General features: G+C 37.5%; 13 protein-coding genes and 2 pseudogenes. 14 read left to right on the top strand and 1 reads right to left on the bottom strand.

The window, feature by feature from the left end; translation table 11 throughout:
• The first annotated feature begins 2 nt into the window (after positions 1–2).
• The 13 genes and pseudogenes from uvrA (at position 3) to OZ002_RS02670 (ending at position 13,466) form a co-directional block, all read left to right on the top strand.
• Positions 3–2,819, top strand: coding sequence for an excinuclease ABC subunit UvrA (gene uvrA / locus OZ002_RS02730; protein WP_002331456.1), 2,817 nt, complete (start codon positions 3–5; stop codon positions 2,817–2,819).
• A gap of 262 nt (positions 2,820–3,081) precedes the next feature.
• Positions 3,082–4,347, top strand: a complete 1,266-nt coding sequence (locus tag OZ002_RS02725) for a D-aspartate ligase (protein ID WP_002331455.1) — start codon at positions 3,082–3,084, stop codon at positions 4,345–4,347.
• Between the two features lie 3 nt (positions 4,348–4,350).
• The gene (locus tag OZ002_RS02720) at positions 4,351–5,082 is read left to right on the top strand and encodes an aspartate racemase (RefSeq protein ID WP_156248969.1); all 732 of its coding nucleotides are present in this window, start codon (positions 4,351–4,353) and stop codon (positions 5,080–5,082) included.
• A gap of 134 nt (positions 5,083–5,216) precedes the next feature.
• Positions 5,217–6,101 carry an RNase adapter RapZ gene (gene rapZ, locus OZ002_RS02715; protein WP_002289695.1) on the top strand — a complete coding sequence of 295 codons (885 nt, stop codon included), beginning with the start codon at positions 5,217–5,219 and terminating at the stop codon, positions 6,099–6,101.
• Positions 6,098–7,096, top strand: coding sequence for a gluconeogenesis factor YvcK family protein (locus OZ002_RS02710; protein ID WP_002306471.1), 999 nt, complete (start codon positions 6,098–6,100; stop codon positions 7,094–7,096). Before rapZ ends, OZ002_RS02710 begins: the two co-directional genes overlap by 4 nt.
• Before the next feature lie 33 nt (positions 7,097–7,129).
• A complete protein-coding gene (whiA, locus tag OZ002_RS02705; RefSeq protein ID WP_002289698.1) occupies positions 7,130–8,065 on the top strand; it encodes a DNA-binding protein WhiA in 936 nt (311 codons plus the stop codon).
• Between the two features lie 542 nt (positions 8,066–8,607).
• Positions 8,608–9,258, top strand: a complete 651-nt coding sequence (locus tag OZ002_RS02700; RefSeq protein WP_049142550.1) for a hypothetical protein — start codon at positions 8,608–8,610, stop codon at positions 9,256–9,258.
• A gap of 186 nt (positions 9,259–9,444) precedes the next feature.
• Complete coding sequence (locus tag OZ002_RS02695) at positions 9,445–10,119, top strand: DUF443 family protein (RefSeq protein ID WP_096573300.1); 675 nt, start codon at positions 9,445–9,447, stop codon at positions 10,117–10,119.
• A gap of 470 nt (positions 10,120–10,589) precedes the next feature.
• Positions 10,590–10,838 (top strand): annotated as a pseudogene (locus OZ002_RS02690) (hypothetical protein); the annotation flags it as partial.
• 36 nt (positions 10,839–10,874) lie between these two features.
• Positions 10,875–11,153: a hypothetical protein gene (locus tag OZ002_RS02685; protein ID WP_025476782.1), complete on the top strand. Its 279-nt coding sequence runs from the start codon at positions 10,875–10,877 to the stop codon at positions 11,151–11,153.
• Positions 11,154–11,748: 595 nt separating this feature from the next.
• Positions 11,749–12,006: pseudogene (locus tag OZ002_RS02680) on the top strand (hypothetical protein).
• Positions 12,007–12,118: 112 nt separating this feature from the next.
• Positions 12,119–12,730 carry a hypothetical protein gene (locus tag OZ002_RS02675; RefSeq protein WP_049142552.1) on the top strand — a complete coding sequence of 204 codons (612 nt, stop codon included), beginning with the start codon at positions 12,119–12,121 and terminating at the stop codon, positions 12,728–12,730.
• A gap of 178 nt (positions 12,731–12,908) precedes the next feature.
• A complete protein-coding gene (locus OZ002_RS02670; protein ID WP_010728316.1) occupies positions 12,909–13,466 on the top strand; it encodes a hypothetical protein in 558 nt (185 codons plus the stop codon).
• A gap of 698 nt (positions 13,467–14,164) precedes the next feature.
• Here the strand turns inward: OZ002_RS02670 and OZ002_RS02665 are convergent.
• On the bottom strand, positions 14,165–14,686 hold the full coding sequence (locus OZ002_RS02665) for a DsbA family protein (protein ID WP_002306480.1): 522 nt from the start codon (positions 14,684–14,686) through the stop codon (positions 14,165–14,167).
• Positions 14,687–14,884: 198 nt separating this feature from the next.
• Between OZ002_RS02665 and nifJ the strand changes: the two genes are divergently transcribed.
• The gene (nifJ, locus tag OZ002_RS02660; protein ID WP_156248972.1) at positions 14,885–18,577 is read left to right on the top strand and encodes a pyruvate:ferredoxin (flavodoxin) oxidoreductase; all 3,693 of its coding nucleotides are present in this window, start codon (positions 14,885–14,887) and stop codon (positions 18,575–18,577) included.
• Positions 18,578–18,730: the final 153 nt, after the last annotated feature.

The raw sequence follows: 18,730 nt of genomic DNA, 5'->3' as shown, positions 1-18,730 counted from the left end.
ACATGGCTAACGATAAAATTACGATTCACGGTGCACGTGCCCATAACTTGAAAAATATAGATGTAACGATTCCACGAGATAAATTCGTGGTCGTTACAGGTTTGTCCGGTTCTGGAAAAAGTTCCCTAGCATTTGATACGCTGTACGCTGAAGGGCAGCGGAGATACGTAGAGAGCCTTTCTGCTTATGCTCGTCAGTTTTTAGGACAAATGGATAAGCCGGACGTAGATAGCATCGACGGATTGAGTCCGGCGATTTCTATTGATCAGAAAACAACAAGTAAAAATCCTCGGTCGACAGTAGGTACTGTGACGGAAATCAATGACTATTTACGCTTGTTGTTTGCACGTGTAGGACATCCGATTTGTCCCAACGATCATATCGAGATTACCAGTCAATCAGTAGATCAAATGGCAGATCAAGTAATGGCTTTGCCTGAGCGCACAAAGATCCAAGTGTTGGCACCGATCGTGGTAAAGAAAAAAGGACAACATAAAAAAATATTCGAACGAATCCAAAAAGAGGGATACGTCCGCGTTCGAGTCGATGGTGAGATCTATGATTTAAGTGAAGTGCCTGAGCTGGAGAAAAACAAAAAACATGATATCGCGATCGTCATCGACCGGATCATTGTGAAAGAAGGGATTCGTTCTCGCCTATTTGATTCTTTAGAGGCGGCCCTGCGATTAGCAGACGGCTATGCTCTGGTTGACGTGATCGGTGAAGAAGAAATGTTGTTTAGCGAACACTATGCCTGTCCTTATTGCGGATTTACTGTTGGCGAACTAGAACCAAGACTGTTCTCATTCAATGCGCCTTTTGGAGCTTGTCCAGACTGTGATGGTTTAGGTGTCAAATTAGAAGTTGATCAAGATTTAGTGATTCCAGATAGAACGAAGACACTTAGTCAAGGTGCTGTCGTTCCATGGAATCCAATCAGCTCTCAGTATTATCCTCAAATGTTAGCGCAGGCTTGTGAAAGTTTCGGTATCGATTTAGATACACCATTCGAAGAATTACCGGAAGAGCATCAGGAGATCATCTTGAATGGGACAGATGATCTTTTCCATTTCCATTATGAAAATGATTTTGGTGGCGTTCGCGATGTAGAAACGACTTTCGAAGGGGTATTGAAGAATATCGAGCGTCGTTATCATGATACGAACAGTGATTTCACGCGTGAGCAAATGCGTCTTTATATGACAGAATTAACTTGTCAGACATGTAAAGGTTATCGATTGAATCCCCAAGCTCTATCTGTTCAAATCAATGGAACGAATATCGGGCAAACAAATGAGTTGTCTATTCAAAAAGCAGTAGATTTCTTCTCAAACTTAACGTTATCTGAACAAGAGAAAGTAATTGCCAAACCGATTTTAAAAGAAGTAAATGACAGACTTTCATTCTTGGAAAATGTGGGACTAGACTATCTAACTTTGAGTCGCGCTTCCGGAACATTATCTGGGGGAGAAGCGCAGCGAATCAGATTGGCTACACAAATTGGATCGAATCTTTCTGGAGTTTTGTATATTTTAGATGAACCATCGATCGGATTGCATCAACGCGACAACGATCGACTGATTGGCTCATTAAAGAAAATGCGTGATCTTGGCAACACCCTCGTTGTAGTCGAACATGATGAAGATACGATGTGGGCAGCAGATTATCTGATTGACGTCGGACCTGGGGCCGGAGAACAAGGCGGACAAATCGTGGCTGCAGGCACTCCTGAAGAAGTAGCTAATGATGAAAATTCTTTGACAGGGAAATATCTTTCAGGGAAAAAATCAATCCCTGTACCAAAAGAACGCCGTAAAGGTAATGGGAAAGCAATCAAGATCACTGGTGCTTCAGAAAACAATCTGAAAAATATTAGTGTTGAATTTCCATTAGGAGAATTTGTAGCAGTCACAGGTGTGTCTGGTTCTGGAAAGAGTACATTGGTCAATAGTATCTTAAAGAAATCGTTAGCGCAAAAATTAAATAAGAATTCTGCTAAGCCAGGTAAATTCAAGACAATTTCCGGCTACGAAAGTATCGAAAAGATCATCGATATCGATCAAAGCCCAATCGGCCGGACGCCGAGAAGTAATCCAGCGACTTATACAAGTGTATTTGATGATATCCGTGGGTTATTTGCTCAAACGAACGAGGCAAAAATGCGGGGTTATAAGAAAGGGCGTTTTAGTTTCAACGTAAAAGGCGGTCGTTGTGAAGCTTGTCGCGGGGATGGAATTATTAAGATCGAAATGCACTTTTTGCCTGATGTCTATGTTCCTTGTGAAGTATGTCATGGCAAACGATATAACTCTGAAACATTAGAAGTGCATTACAAAGGAAAAAGCATTGCTGATATTTTGGAAATGACAGTAGAAGATGCTGTAGAATTCTTCAAGCACATTCCAAAGATTCATCGCAAACTGCAAACGATTGTTGATGTTGGCTTAGGTTATGTGACGATGGGGCAACCAGCAACGACATTGTCCGGTGGTGAGGCACAACGGATGAAACTTGCCAGTGAATTGCACAAAATCTCTAATGGAAAGAATTTCTATATACTAGATGAACCAACGACAGGACTTCATAGCGATGACATCGCCCGCTTGTTGCATGTATTACAAAGATTAGTAGATGCTGGTAATACAGTTTTAGTGATTGAACACAATCTAGATGTAATCAAAACAGCAGATTATATCATTGATTTAGGACCAGAAGGTGGAGAAGGTGGAGGAACGATCCTTGCGACTGGAACACCAGAAGAAATCATTAACGTAAAAGAAAGTTATACAGGTCACTATTTGAAAAAAATAATGGTATAAAGAGGATAGATAGCTGAGATAGTTAAAAAAACATAAAAAAATGAATTTTTGCTTGTTTTATTAATATCAGTGTTCTAGAATCATTACATGGTAGTTCTTTCTACACTGATTGGTATAGATAAAAACTTCCTATAAGTTCAATCCGTTCAAAAAAGAATTGAGCAATCGGAGGAGTTTCCTTTGATTGCTTTTTTCTTTATGGTATGATATTCCTTGTGTAGTTGGAAAAGAAAAACAAGAGATTATGAGTAAGTGAGAGATAATGATGAACAGTATTGAAAATGAAGAATTTATCCCTATATTATTAGGAAGCGACATGAACGTTTATGGTATGGCACGTTCTTTTAATGAAGCATACGGCAAAATCTGCCAAGCATATGCTTCGGATCAGTTAGCCCCTACCCGCTACAGTAAAATTGTCAATGTAGAAGTTATTCCAGGATTTGATAAAGACCCTGTATTTATCGAGACGATGCTTCGTTTGGCAAAAGAAAGATATTCTGATAAGAGTAAAAAATATCTTTTGATTGCTTGTGGTGATGGATATGCAGAATTGATCTCCCAACATAAACAAGAGCTGTCAGAATATTTTATCTGTCCATATATTGATTATTCTTTATTTGAAAGACTGATCAATAAAGTAAGCTTTTATGAAGTTTGTGAAGAATATGATCTTCCGTATCCTAAAACATTGATCGTCAGAGAAGAAATGTTAGTAAATGGACATTTGGAACAGGAATTGCCTTTTGAATTCCCAGTTGCTTTGAAACCTGCAAACAGTGTGGAGTATCTTTCTGTCCAATTTGAAGGAAGAAAAAAAGCTTTTATTTTAGAGACTAGAGAAGAGTTCGATTTAATTTTAGGCCGGATATACGAAGCCGGTTATACTAGTGAAATGATTGTACAAGATTTTATCCCGGGTGATGATAGTAATATGCGTGTGCTAAATGCTTATGTAGATGAAGATCATCAAGTTCGGATGATGTGTCTTGGTCATCCACTGTTAGAAGATCCTACACCAGCATCGATTGGTAATTACGTTGTGATCATGCCAGATTATAACGAAAAAATCTATCAAACCATTAAAGCATTTTTGGAAAAAATCGAATATACCGGCTTTGCCAATTTCGATATGAAGTATGATCCTAGAGATGGAGAATATAAATTATTTGAAATCAATTTGAGACAAGGTCGTAGCAGTTTCTTTGTGACATTGAACGGCTTGAATCTGGCTCGTTTTGTCACAGAAGATCGAGTGTTCAACAAACCCTTTGTTGAAACGACCTATGGAACGAATCAATCAGATAAAGCAAGATTATGGATGGGTGTGCCCAAAAAAATCTTTTTAGAATATGCTAGGGAAAATGAAGACAAAAAACTAGCTGAGCAAATGATCAAAGAAAATCGTTACGGTACTACTGTATTTTATGAAAAAGACCGGTCAATTAAGCGCTGGTTGTTGATGAAATATATGTTCCATAACTATATTCCAAGATTCAAAAAGTATTTTCATGTGAAAGAAGGCTAGTTCATGGAGAATTTTTTCAGTATTTTAGGCGGAATGGGCACGATGGCGACAGAAAGTTTTGTTCGCTTGATCAACCACCGAACGAAAGCTACAAAAGATCAAGAATATTTGAATTATGTCTTATTCAATCATGCAACAGTTCCTGATCGTACAGCTTATATTTTAGATCGATCAGAAGAAAATCCAATGCCGTTTCTGCTGGATGATATTGAGAAACAAAATTTATTGCGACCAAACTTCATTGTGTTGACTTGTAACACCGCACACTACTTTTTTGAAGAATTACAAGCGGCAACGGATATTCCTATCCTGCATATGCCAAGAGAAACAGCAAATGAACTTGTCCGTCAGCATACGACAGGGAGAGTAGCGATTCTAGGAACAGAAGGAAGTATGAAAGCTGGAATCTATGAACGCGAAGTCAAAAATCTTGGTTTCGAAACAGTGATTCCTGATACTGCGCTTCAAGAAAAAATCAATTACCTGATCTATCATGAGATCAAGGAATCGGATTATTTGAATCAAGAGCTCTATTACGAAATCTTAGAGGAAGCGGTAGAGCGCCTAAACTGTGAAAAAGTCATCCTAGGTTGCACAGAATTATCTTTGATGCATGAATTTGCTGAAGATAATCATTACCCAGTGATCGATGCTCAATCTATTTTAGCGGATCGAACGATCGAACGTGCATTAGCTGAAAGAAGCGAGGCATTGGATACAGCATCGGAAAAGTAAAAAAATTAGATTTGGGGCAAATATCCTAAAAGATATTTGGTCCAAATTTTTTTGTAAAAGAAAAAGAAAACTGGTAATGATACGCCCGGAATGATATAATTTTATTATGCACAATGTGAGAGGGGTTCGTAAATATGACAGATAATTTGCAATTAGTCATCATAACAGGTATGAGCGGTGCAGGGAAAACAGTAGCTATCCAAAGTTTTGAAGATATGGGTTATTTTTGTATCGATAATATGCCGCCTCGATTGATTCCAAAATTCTGGGAATTGATCAAAGAATCAGGTAAAGTCACAAAAATGGCTTTAGGAGTGGATTTGCGTTCTCGTTCCTTCTTTGAAGAAATCCAAAACATGCTGATCGAAATCGAAAATACGAACTTCATCGACACTTCTATCTTATTTTTAGATGCTTCAGACGAAGAACTAGTGGCTCGCTACAAAGAAACAAGACGAGCACATCCAATGGCGATGGACGGTTTGATCACTGAAGGGATACGTAAAGAACGGGCGATACTAGACGACTTGAAAGCCCAAGCTTCCGTGATCATTGATACGACAACATTGACGCCACGACAATTACGTGAAAAAATCAATGAGTCATTCAAATCAAAGGGAGACCAAGGATTTCGGATCGAATTTGTATCATTTGGTTTTAAATACGGGTTGCCGATCGATTCGGATATTGTGATGGATGTGCGTTTTTTGCCCAACCCTCATTATATCCCGGAACTAAGACCATTGACCGGAAAAGATCAGCCAGTCTATGATTATGTGATGTCCTTTGATGAAACGCAATCATTCTACCATAAATTTTTGGATCTTCTGGAAACTGTATTGCCTGGATACATTAAAGAAGGAAAAAGCAGCTTGACAGTTGCAATCGGCTGTACAGGCGGTCAACACCGTTCTGTGGCATTGACTGAACGTTTGGCAAATGCTTTAGGGAAAAACTATAAAGTCAATGTGACACATCGGGACAAGGATAAAAGGAAAGAGACGGTGAACCGGTCGTGAAAATGAAAACCTACCGGATAAGAAAACCAAAGATCGTAGTGGTCGGCGGTGGCACTGGTCTGCCAGTTATCCTGAAAAGTTTACGAAATCAAGGAGCAGATATCACAGCAGTAGTGACTGTTGCAGATGATGGTGGAAGCAGCGGTGCAATCAGAGAATCGATCGCTATGGCTCCTCCTGGTGACTTGAGAAATGTCTTAGTGGCGTTATCGGATATGCCACAATTCTATGAAGATATTTTCCAATACCGTTTCAAAAAGGAAGATCAGTTTTTAGCCAATCATACGATCGGTAATCTGATCATTGCCGCAGTTTCCGAGATGCGGGGAAGCACTTATGAGGCGATTCAATTATTAGCAAAAATGATGCATGTAGATGGACATGTTTATCCTTCTTCAGAAACTCCTTTGACCTTGCATGCTGTTTTTAAAGACGGAACGACTGCAGTAGGAGAATCTAAAATCGCGATCGACCGTAAAACCATTGACCGTGTGTATGTCTGCAACACAAATGATAAAAGTGAAGCCAAAGCGGCTCGAAAAGTCGTTTCAGCAATTATGGACGCCGACATGGTCGTTTTGGGACCCGGAAGTTTATTCACCAGTATCCTTCCAAATTTAGTGATACCAGAAATCGGCGAAGCAATGCTCAAGACAACTGCTGAAACCGTCTATATCTGTAATATCATGACTCAAAAAGGGGAAACGGAACATTTCACAGATGCCGATCATATACGTGTTTTACACAAGCATTTGAATCAGCCTTTTATCGATACAGTATTGGTCAATACGGAAAAAGTGCCTGAAGATTATATGGACCCAGAGATCTATGATGAGTATCTAGTACAAGTCGCACACGACTTCAACGGATTGAGAAATGAAGGATGTCGAGTGATTTCCACCGACTTTTTAGAATTGAAAGATGGTGGTGTCTTCCACGATGGAGACAAAGTAGTAGAAGAATTGTTCCGTTTAGTTTTCGGTTCAAAATATTAAGCAATTTATTGTTGGAGAAAGGAGGAGAATAGGATGTCATTTGCTGCAGATGTGAAGAAAGAACTAACTGGTTTGGAAGTTCATCGAGAACATGCGAAAGCGGAATTAGCTGCTTTGCTGCGAATGAACGGCTCTTTAGGTATTGTGAACCAGCAGTTTATTTTGAACGTCCAAACAGAAAATGCTGCAATTGCCAGACGTATCTATTCTCTTTTGAAAGATCATTATCAGGTACGAAGTGAGCTACTCGTTCGTAAAAAAATGAAATTAAAAAAGAACAATGTCTATATCGTCCGGTTGAAGCAAGGCACAAAAGATGTGTTGATGGATCTTGATATCATGGATGGTATGATGTTCAATGGACACGTTTCGGACGAGATTATGGGAAATTCGCAAAAAATGCGTTCTTACTTACGTGGTGCTTTTATGGCCTCAGGTTCAGTCAATAATCCGGAAACGAGCCGTTATCATTTGGAAATATTTTCTATTTATGAACAGCATAACCAAGACATTTGCGATATGTTAAATTATTACGGTCTACATGCTCGAACGCTTGAACGGCGCAATGGCTATATTTCGTATTTAAAAGGAGCAGAAAAAATTGCTGATTTCTTAACATTGATTGGTGCAACCAACTCAATGCTCCGATTTGAAGATGTTCGAATCGTACGGGATATGAGAAATTCGGTCAATCGTCTAGTCAATTGTGAGACAGCAAATCTGAACAAGACGATTGATGCGGCTTCTAAACAAATCGAAAACATCGAATTGATCGAAGCAAAGGTCGGTCTACATGCCCTTCCTGAAAAACTTCAGGAAATCGCAGAACTTCGGCTTCAACATCCAGAGGTCAGCTTGAAAGAATTAGGGGAAATGATTCCCTCAGGTGCAATATCAAAATCGGGAATTAATCACCGAATTCGCAAAATAAATGAATTTGCGGAAAAACTGCGTGAAGAAGCAGTTTAATCCAAAGAAAAAACTGATACATGAAGCAGGAGATGCGAATGTATCAGTTTTTTTTAAAAGCTATACTTGCTTTTCTTCCGTCAAACTATAATTCCAACTTTACTGGTGTAACATAATTTTGAAAGGCTTCTATTGTTTTTTAATACAATCGTATAAAAAGCGGGGAGACAACTGAATGAAGATTTTAGTTTTATACATAAACTTTTGCTTAATATAGAAGTCCTGATATAGATAGGATCAAGTATTTATCTATGACTGGAGATTAATTAAAAACTGGAAGGAACTGCTCGATCAACCTTGAGAACTGTTTTTCTTGCTTCTGGTCAAGATTCTTGTGGTTGGTGGATAAGGATGGTTGATAAGTTCATTGGATTAGCTAGTCGAAAACAACCAGGTGTAATTAATGTAGAAGTTTTAACAAGGGGATGGAGTGATTTATTCAGTGATAATCATAAGTTCATAAATAGTAATTGGGATGTATGGTTGGTATACGTTATACCTGAACTTGAACTATCAAGATTTGGTTTAGAATTTGAGAATTGATGTTTATAAAGGGAGGGCAAAAAGTGTGCTTTTTTACAACTTTTACTATCATTATGATTGCAGTACTTTTTATTTTTCTAGATATAGTAAAGCGAAATACAGCATTTTTATTATATCGGGTTTTACTTCGAGCAGGTCTCATAACATTTATATCGATCGTTGGATTTTTTCTATTCACAGTTATTGTATTTATTTGGAGAACTACAGCACCACCATTGCCAGAGATTACATATGGAGAATTTCCGTTTAGTCTTGAATATGAAATAAATGAGGAAAGAATTTTGATTGAAGATACGGTGATTGCAGAATTTATAGGAAGTTTTAGAGGGAATGTGACAACTCAACCTAGACGAAGTTGGAGTATAAAACTTTTAAATAATAGTGGAGAGTTGAAAGCATTTCATTATGAATTCTTAATAATAGAAAGTGAAGATGTAACAATCACTTTAAGTAGTGGCTCTGCTGGATATTTTATGAATGATGGTGAAAGCAAGCCACAGCTCACAGTCCGTGATCGTATTGCAGGTTTTATGCATTTTTCTCACTATGACTTAGAAGAAGCTCGTAAAATACTTGCAGAATATGGGATCACATTAATCAATTGGGAATATGCGCCACCGATAAGAAATTTTTTCAATGATTATTATTAGTCTTATAAAAAACAGAATGTAAAATTTATGTGCGCGAGTATTTAGTTTTCCATTTTTTGTTTGATAGATATATAGCATTGTTGAAACATGGGATAGGGGCATCAATTTTATCAATGAGGTTGGTCAGTCAGTTAACATAATTGGTGATGCTATAAATCCATTTAATTGGAATTGGGGGAATTAGGTGTGGAAACAGTGAGAATATGGATATTCATGAAAAATTTTCGTTCGGCTTTGAGATATGTTATTCTGGAATCAAAATCAGGTTATTATCTGATTGACACGGATCACTATACTTTTTGGGGAGGCTACCTTTTTCCAATTTTCAATTGGATAATCCCCCATAAGGTTATGAAAATTAACTTGCCTGCAGAAGAAATAAATAGATTAATACTCAACAAAGATTTACAAAGGAAAAGAGAGAAAGAACATTCTAATGTTGCTTGGATAGGTCCAGCATTTGCGGTAGTGACTTCTTCAATTGTCGGTCCTATCCTAGAGAGTATTTATAGTGATTTTTCTATTGAGATTCGTTATTTATTTGTTACTTTAAGTATAGCTGTTCTTTTGTGCATAAAGGGTTATGTTAGCAAGAAGAATAAAGATATTTTAACACTAATCGGTGTAAACAATTTGTCTAGTACTAAAATTATACTGTTTCCTGAATCTATAAAAGAAGGATCAAGGTTGTTGATAATTTTTATAATGCTTATACTGTTTTCTGTTTCTTCTATGGTGGCGTTTATAGTTTCAAATAATTGGTTTATTCTGGCAGGCGTAATGCTTTTTTCTAGTTTCTATTTATTTAGTAATGCTCTATTAGCACAGCGAGGGAAATATAAGTTTAAAATATTAGATTAGATATTATTTTTAGAGGGGATAAATATAAAATGAAAAGAGGTTATTTATAATGGAAAAAGTATTACCAATTAAGAGCTACTGTATTCCAAGGCTTTTCATCATAGAATTTCAAAAGTAAAGACATGTGTTTCACAAATAGTGTCTATCCTGGCTAAATAATTCTTCCACTATCTGCTTTAATTTCAGTAGACTTTTCGGCAAGTTATTTGCTAATGAGATGAATAGAGATTACAACCCGCCTGTAACCGCTTAAAACAAGCTTGTTTAAAGTATAGTTAGCAAGTCGTATTCATATGATCAAAGAGGAGATTTGATACAGATTATGAAAAATGGCTTCGTCATTATTGAGTAATAGTTCAACCCAATGAATCTGAATCGCTTTGAAAAAGCCATTTTAATTGCCCGTTAAAGAGGAGGGCTTATGAACTTTGAATTCATTCCGTGTGAACAGAACAGTAGGGGGAAGTAAAATGAAAGAAAAGCCTATAAATAAATGGTCATTGTATAAAAATTCAATGTTTGGAGTTGTTATCTTTGGTGTTTGTGCTGGATTATTCCTTTTCATATTATTACAAACGGTGACTCTTTTCTCTTCTAATCCTACTTATGGATGGAGAGACAGTATAGCCTTAGGGATGTTTGCGGGAGGATATGGATTCTTATTGTTGTTCTCAATTCTCACACTAAGTCCAATCCATGGACTCATTCAACTTTGGAAGCAAGAACGAGCCTTAAACTTTTCGTTCTCGGAAGAAATGGAAAAACACAACATAACAGGCAGTATGTATGTGGATGATCAATGGTTTATCAGCACTGATGAGGTAAAAATAGTTGCCATTAGGAGAGATTACCTGCAGAAAATTCATAAAATAAAAGATCCTAATGGGAAAAAGGCAAGGTTAATTATAACTTTGATAACATCTAATGGTAAGAAGTTAAAACTTGCAGGATCATATGATAATGTTAAAAAGTTCGAACATTGGTATCTGCAAAAAGACAGCATTAGTCTTAATAAACAATTTGAAAAAAATTAATCAAAGTCATCGGCAACACGAATAATTTGACATCTTGATATTGTGATATAAGCAAAAACGGCATTTCTGAGACCGAACAGCATAAAAAATTTAAATGTTGGAATTTATATAAGCAAAACCCAAGAAGCTAGATGCGATAGAGCATTTAATTTCTTGGGGTTTTGCTTGGAAATCAGCATATCAATTAAAATGATCATCTTGGTATTTCAAAAGTGGGTACGATTACAAATAGTTGGAGCAAAATAGTGGGTAAAATTACCATTCCAGTGTCTGTCTTGCCTCTTTTTCGTCAATCACAAAGAGACGAGATTCATAGGAAAAATCGATACAGGGTTGATTTCAATGATATTATGACCAATTACAAAATAGATTGATAAAGCATTTTTTGCATTTTTATAATAGTTTATTGATAATAATGTATGAGATACAGTATAATGATTTAAAAGGTAATGTGTTGTGACCGAATTAAATGAACTAATGCCTATTTTTTATATTCCTTAGTGGACAAAAATGGAGACAGTGAAGTTAGGAGCATTGTATCCTTTGTTGCGTAGTTCAAAAAAGTAAGCGATTTCTATAATGGTCAGGGTAAACGGTGAGGGCTGTCCACGTAAATCCTACTATTGAAATCACAATGATCGGACATTCAAAAGGTGGTGCTGAAGCAGCAAATTAAGTAGCTATAAATACGAATGCGATTATATTTAATCCAGCGACAGTAAATTTATCTGCTTATGAATTAGACTCAAACACATATACAGCAAACATGGTAGCTTATGTTGTCGAAGGAGATGCATTAAATGTTGTTTTTGGAGGAGTATACACCTATTGGAGAATTAATCATGTTAGATAGACAATATGATGCACCTTAGTGGAGAATGATATCTCGCATAGGTAACTCGGTAAAAAATCAAGGTATGGAAGCAATTATGTCTGCATTGGAAGATCGATATAGATAGGCGGATATGAATAGTAATAGGGGGAATAAAATGGAATACAATGGATCAATGAGAATTGTACAAATTATATTTTGGATTGCATCGGGAATTGTGATTATAGGAGGAGTGTTTTTGATGTTACCAAGCTTAATATTTCCTTTCTTTGCATTAATCTCGCCTAAAATACCCGAACCGGAAATCACCTATGGAGAATTTCCATTTAGGATTGAATACGAATTAGATGGACAGATTAACATAATTGAAGATACTGTCATAGCTGAGTTTAACGGATGTGAGTTCAGCGCAGGTTCTATGAAAAGAGAACGAAGATGGAGAAGTAGATTAGCTAGTGGTAGAGAAGATCTACCTTTTGGGGACGATCTAGGAATCTATTTTAGTCGAGGAAGTGCGCAATATTATATGGGGGAAAATGTACAATCAATGTCATTAAAACCACATATAGCCCTTAGAAATCTCGAGGAAGGTTTTAGAAGAGAGGTAGACTTTATATTAGGAGAAAGTGGATACATAAGAACTGTACTTAATTTCGGAGAAGCGCAAGAAGTTTTGACACAATACGGAATTACCTTAATCAACTGGGTAATATCTGAACCGATTGTTAACAATTTTGGTGATTAGAAAACAATTACGATAAATAGAAACAAGCCAAATCATCAGCAAGTAAAAGCTGATGATTTGGCCTTTCTTATACGAGTAGTAGGAATTCATAGCGAATATTATTACGACCAGTAGATATTTTGATATTAAAGGAGTATTACGAACTAATATGTGAGAATGTAGAGGTGATGTGCGAATAATGAGAAATTTATCAAATAGAAACAAAATATTAATTATTATTGTTGTTATAGCTGTGTTTCATCTGGGAACGAATGCGGTTTTAAGTAGAATAATATTGGGTCCTAAGCCACCAAGACCAGAAATTACCCGAGGGGAGTTTGATTTTAGATTAGAATATGAAGTAGATGGGGAAAGGATTGTGATAGAAGATACAATTGTTGCATTATTTGATGGATTTTCTGCAGATGCAGGTAGCATGGCATGGTATCGCACGTGGCGTCTACATTTAGCGAGTGATAAACGATCACGAAATATCTTATTAGATGAATTAGAGGATGGTCGAAGAATATATTATGTCCCAGAAAGTGCTAACTATTTTATGGGAGATGTACAGAAAAAAAGAGAGCCTAATCCTAATTGGTATCCATTTAATGGCGTAACAATAGAATATCCACGCAATAAAACACCTGAAATAGGTGCAAAATTTATAAGTGGTTTAGAAGATCTGTACGATAGGTTTGGAATCCGTCTTATTAGTTGGGAACACGATCCACCAATAGAAAATCGCTTTGAATAATCGAAATCTACTAATCCATTTCATCAGCCAGTGAATGTTGTAATGGAACAATTTGGTTTAGTGTTCAAAACCATTGAAATACTAGGCTGTGATCAGCAAAAATGAATCTGAATAAAAAAGAGAGCAACTATTAGCTGAGAGGAGTTAATAGTTGTTAGCTTTATACGAATCAAAGTGGCAAATACAGATGCGTATGCATTTGTGTTTGCCATCTTGCGTTTGGTAGACGAGATAGGTATAAGCTAAAGAAACAACTTGTTTAAAATAAACGACCTAGCTCAACAAATGACCATCTAATCAACTAACAGCATACATAAAAGCAACTATTTTTGAAGTAGAATTGAAATCGGGATAACTTAAAAAGTGATTGGGATACTAGTGAGAATCACCGTACATAAATATTACTCGTTAAGGGAAATTGAGAAATTTTGTATGAAAATTTAAGAATTAGTTAGTATGCGCAAGTCAAAAATATGAATAAATTATTTGGTGGAGATAATTTGCTTAGCTTGTCATAAGAAATGAGATAATCTGGCAGATGCAAGCTTTTGGACACCATTTATTCGGAATAAGGAGGCTGGGACAGAAGCGTTTAACTCCAAGAAATAAGAAGGAGTTGCTTCTGCTTCCGCCGTTTATACGTGTTTAGAGCGTGAGACAAAAGTGTTCTTTACTTTTGTCCCACGCTCCTTATTTTTTTATTTTGTTTGGATCAATTCTTTTAATTCCTCTATTGAAATAGATTCATCAAAGATTTCTTTACCCAAGATGACAGTCGGAACAAATCGAATATGTGCTTGCTCAGCTTCGTTGATGACAGCTTGGCTCAGCTGTTCGTCTTTTTGTTCTGTCAGCTTTAGTTTATCTACTGCAAAATCCGCTACTTCTTGGAGAGAAAGATGTTTCCACTCGTCTTGAGTATCGAATATTTGTTTGATCTCTTTGATCGCTTTTTGACCATCGCTGATTGTGAGATACCGGTGCATCACGTTTCCTCGCTGCAAGCTTTCTTTTTCTTTATCGAACAATTTGATTACTCGCTGCAATTGCCCGCTTTGGACTGCTTCTTCTAATAGATCATAAGATTCTTCAAACCATTGTCGGCAATACGGACAAGCTAAGTTGATGAATTCGACCATTTTTTTAGGAGCATTCGATGAACCATAAAGGATTCCTTTTTGTGTATTTGTTTTCGTTGCATCAATCACTGATATATCCATGTTAAAACACCTCTTTCGCTTATAGTTTATACATGTCTGACAAAAAAAGGCAACGATTTAGACTGTTTGTCTAAAAATTAGATGACCAATTCAAATAGATATATGTAAAATATTTTTATAAATAAAAGAAAAAAATGGAATGTTTTACGTTATAATGGAACAGATAATAAGAGAGAATATGAACAAGGATGATGAATCATGCGAAAAATGAAAACAATGGATGGCAATACGGCAGCCGCATATATTTCTTATGCATTTACCGAGATTGCTGCAATATATCCAATAACACCCAGTTCGACCATGGCTGAATTAGTAGATCAATGGTCAGCAGCAGGAAAAGAAAATGTATTCGGTCAACCAGTAAAAGTAGTAGAAATGCAATCCGAAGCAGGAGCAGCTGGTGTGGTCCATGGATCATTGAAAACTGGTGCACTGACAACTACATATACCGCTTCACAAGGGCTGCTTTTGATGATACCGAATATGTACAAGATTGCTGGGGAACTACTGCCAAGTGTTTTCCACGTTGCTAGTCGGGCAGTGACGACAAATGCGTTGAATATTTTCGGAGATCACGGAGACGTGATGGCTGCAAGACAAACAGGATTTGCTATGTTAGCTGAAAGCAGTGTACAAGAAGTGATGGATTTAGCACCTGTTGCCCATCTTGCTTCTATTGAAGGAGAAGTCCCTTTTTTGAATTTCTTTGATGGATTCCGTACGAGTCACGAGATTCAAAAAATCGAAGTTTTGGAATATGAAGAATTAGCTCCTCTGATCAATCAGGAGAAATTAGCTTCATTTCGTAAACGAGGGATGAATCCCAATCATCCGACTGTTAGTGGTACGAACCAGAATCCAGACATCCATTTTCAACAACGGGAAACGATCAACCCCTATTATGATAAATTACCTGAAATCGTTCAAAAATATATGAAAGAGATCAACCGATTACGAGGAACTTCTTATGACTTGGTGACTTATTACGGAGCAGACGATGCGGAAGAAGTCATTGTTTCTATGGGATCAGTTGCACAGACGATTGAACAAACGATTGATTACTTGAATGCAAACGGACGGAAAACAGGTTTTTTGAATATCCATCTTTATCGTCCTTTTCCAGTGGAAACATTCGTGCAAAAGTTGCCTCATACAGTAAAAACAATTGCTGTTCTTGATCGAAGTAAAGAACCAGGGGCAGGTGGAGAACCTCTCTTATTAGACGTTCAAAGTGCGTTATATGATCCTGAACTTCGCCCGGCTGTTATTGGTGGTCGCTACGGATTGGGGTCTAAAGATGTGACTCCCGACCAAATCTCAGCAGTTTTTGATGAATTGAAAAAAGACCCAAGCATACGCAAAAAACGGTTTACCATAGGGATCGTGGATGATGTGACTTATCAATCTTTGGAACCAAAGGAAAGTCTGGATTTGACAGAACCGCAAACATTCCAGGCCAAGTTTTGGGGATTTGGATCTGACGGAACAGTTGGAGCAAATAAATCAGCTATCAAGATTATTGGAGATCACACCGATAAATATGCGCAAGGCTATTTTTATTATGATTCGAAAAAATCTGGCGGTCTGACTGTCTCTCATCTTCGTTTTGGAGATACGCCGATACGTTCAGCGTATCTTGTCGAGCATGCGGACCTTGTTGCCTGTCACACACCAGCTTACCTGCATAGCTATGACTTGGTCAAAGGATTGAAGCCAGGTGGCATTTTTTTATTGAACACTCTTTGGAGCGACGAACAATTAGAAACGCATCTGCCCTTAAAATTAAAATGTTACTTGGCTGAAAATAACATTAGATTCTATACGATCAATGCCATGAGATTGGCCCAAGAAGTCGGTTTGGGACGCCGGATCAATACGGCAATGGAAACGGCTTTTTTTAAATTAGCTGACATCATTCCTTTTGATGAGGTGATTCCGCTGCTAAAAGAAGAAGCCCTGAAAAGCTATGGACATAAATCAATGGCTATCGTAGAAAAAAACATACAAGCAATCGATCGGACGACCGAACTGCTTCATCAAGTCGCGATCCCAGACCATTGGAGAACGTTGGAGATGCCTGAAAAAATCAATAAAAGGAACACTGGTTATGTACAAGAAATACTTGAACCAGTGAATGCACAGGAAGGAAATCAACTCTCTGTTGGTACACTTGTAGCAAATGGAATGACAACTGGCGAAATGCCTTTAGGAACGGCTTCTATGGAAAAGCGGGGCGTCGCTTTAGAAGTACCTGAGTGGATTAGTGATCGCTGTACGATGTGTAATGAATGTGCCTTTGTTTGTCCTCATGCTGCCATCCGTCCATTTTTAGCAGATGAAGAGGAAATGGAAGAAGCGCCAGAAGGATTTATCGTGAGAGAAATGCGAGGCGCAGACGGCGTAAAATACCGTATCCAAGTTTCAGTGGAAGACTGTACAGGTTGTGGTCTGTGTGTAGAGGCTTGTCCCGCAAAAGAAAAAGCTTTAGTGATGAAGCCTTATGAAGAACAGAAAGAACAAGCTGTGAATTGGGCTTTTGCAATGACATTAAGACAAAAAGCAAATCCAGTCAAAGGAAAGAATACTGTCTTGTCTACACAATTCAATCAACCGCTTCTTGAATTCTCGGGCGCTTGCTCAGGCTGTGGCGAAACACCTTATGTAAAATTATTGACACAAATGTTCGGTGATCGAATGATGATCGCGAATGCGACAGGCTGTTCTTCTATTTGGGGCGGTGCTTCTCCTGCTTCTCCTTATACGACCAATGAATGTGGTCAAGGGCCTGCATGGTCAAATTCTTTATTGGAAGATAATGCTGAATTTGGTTATGGTATGCTTCTAGCGGCACAGACTCGTCGCGAGGCTTTGGCAAGTTCAATCAAAGAAGTATTGCCAAAAGTATCAGAAGAACTACGAGAATTGATGGAAGACTGGTTGGTACACATGTTTGAGAGTGAAGGAACGCAGCAAAGAGCAGCAAAACTGCAAGCTGCGATCGAAAGCGAACGATCAATTGTCCCTGAACTGGAGGATATATACAAGAGAAAGGATCTATTCGTAAAAAACAGCCAATGGATGATTGGTGGAGACGGATGGGCTTACGACATTGGTTTTGGCGGGATCGATCATGTACTTGCCAGCGGAGCAGACGTGAATATTCTTGTTTTGGATAACGAAGTCTATTCCAATACTGGCGGTCAAACCTCAAAAGCAACACCAGCTTCGGCAATCGCTAAATTTTCGGCTAGTGGAAAGTATGCTTCAAAGAAAGATCTAGGAATGATGGCGATGACATATGGAAATGTTTATGTGGCGCAAATTGCTTCAGGTGCCAATCAAATGCAGACGATAAAGGCATTTGAAGAAGCAGAAAAGTATCCTGGACCTTCTTTAATCATTGCCTATACGCCTTGTATCACACATGGCTTGCTTGGCGGAATGAAAGAATCGCTTAAAGAAGCAAAAGAAGCTGTTTCTTCTGGTTATTGGTCATTATATCGATATAACCCTGCAATGGTCGAAAAAAACAAGAACCCAATGACTTTGGATTACAAAAAACCTGATTTTTCTACTATGCCTAATTTCATGAGGAAACAAGTTCGTTTTTCCTCGCTAGAAAATGCTAATCCAAATCTTGCAAAAGCTTTATTTGAAAAGACTGTCAAAGATGCTAAAACTCGTTTTTACAACTATGCTGCACTGACGGGAGAATTAGAAAAAATCAAGAAACGACTTGAACCAGAGGAATCTATCGATGTACCCGTTAAGACTAGAAAAGAAAAAACGACGGACCTTGAAGCAGAAGAAAGAAGAGCTGCTAGAAGAGCTGCCAGAGCAGAACGACGTAAAAAAATGGAACAAGCTACAAAAGAAAAAAAGGAAAAATAACAGAAAAAATATAATGAATAATTCTCTGAAGTTTAAAAATATTTATTGCAGAGAAAAATAAAACGCATACTTGCAATTTTCTTGAAAATTATGCGTTTTTCTCAAGAAAAATACGAGCAGATCAGCCTCTAAAATTAAAACATATGATATACT

The sequence above is a fragment of the Enterococcus sp. E4-150 genome, assembly GCF_035726465.1.
In the GTDB taxonomy this organism is placed as follows: domain Bacteria; phylum Bacillota; class Bacilli; order Lactobacillales; family Enterococcaceae; genus Enterococcus_B; species Enterococcus_B faecium.
Note: the sequence above shows the minus strand (reverse complement) of the source record. Positions and strands in the feature narration are given on the sequence as shown.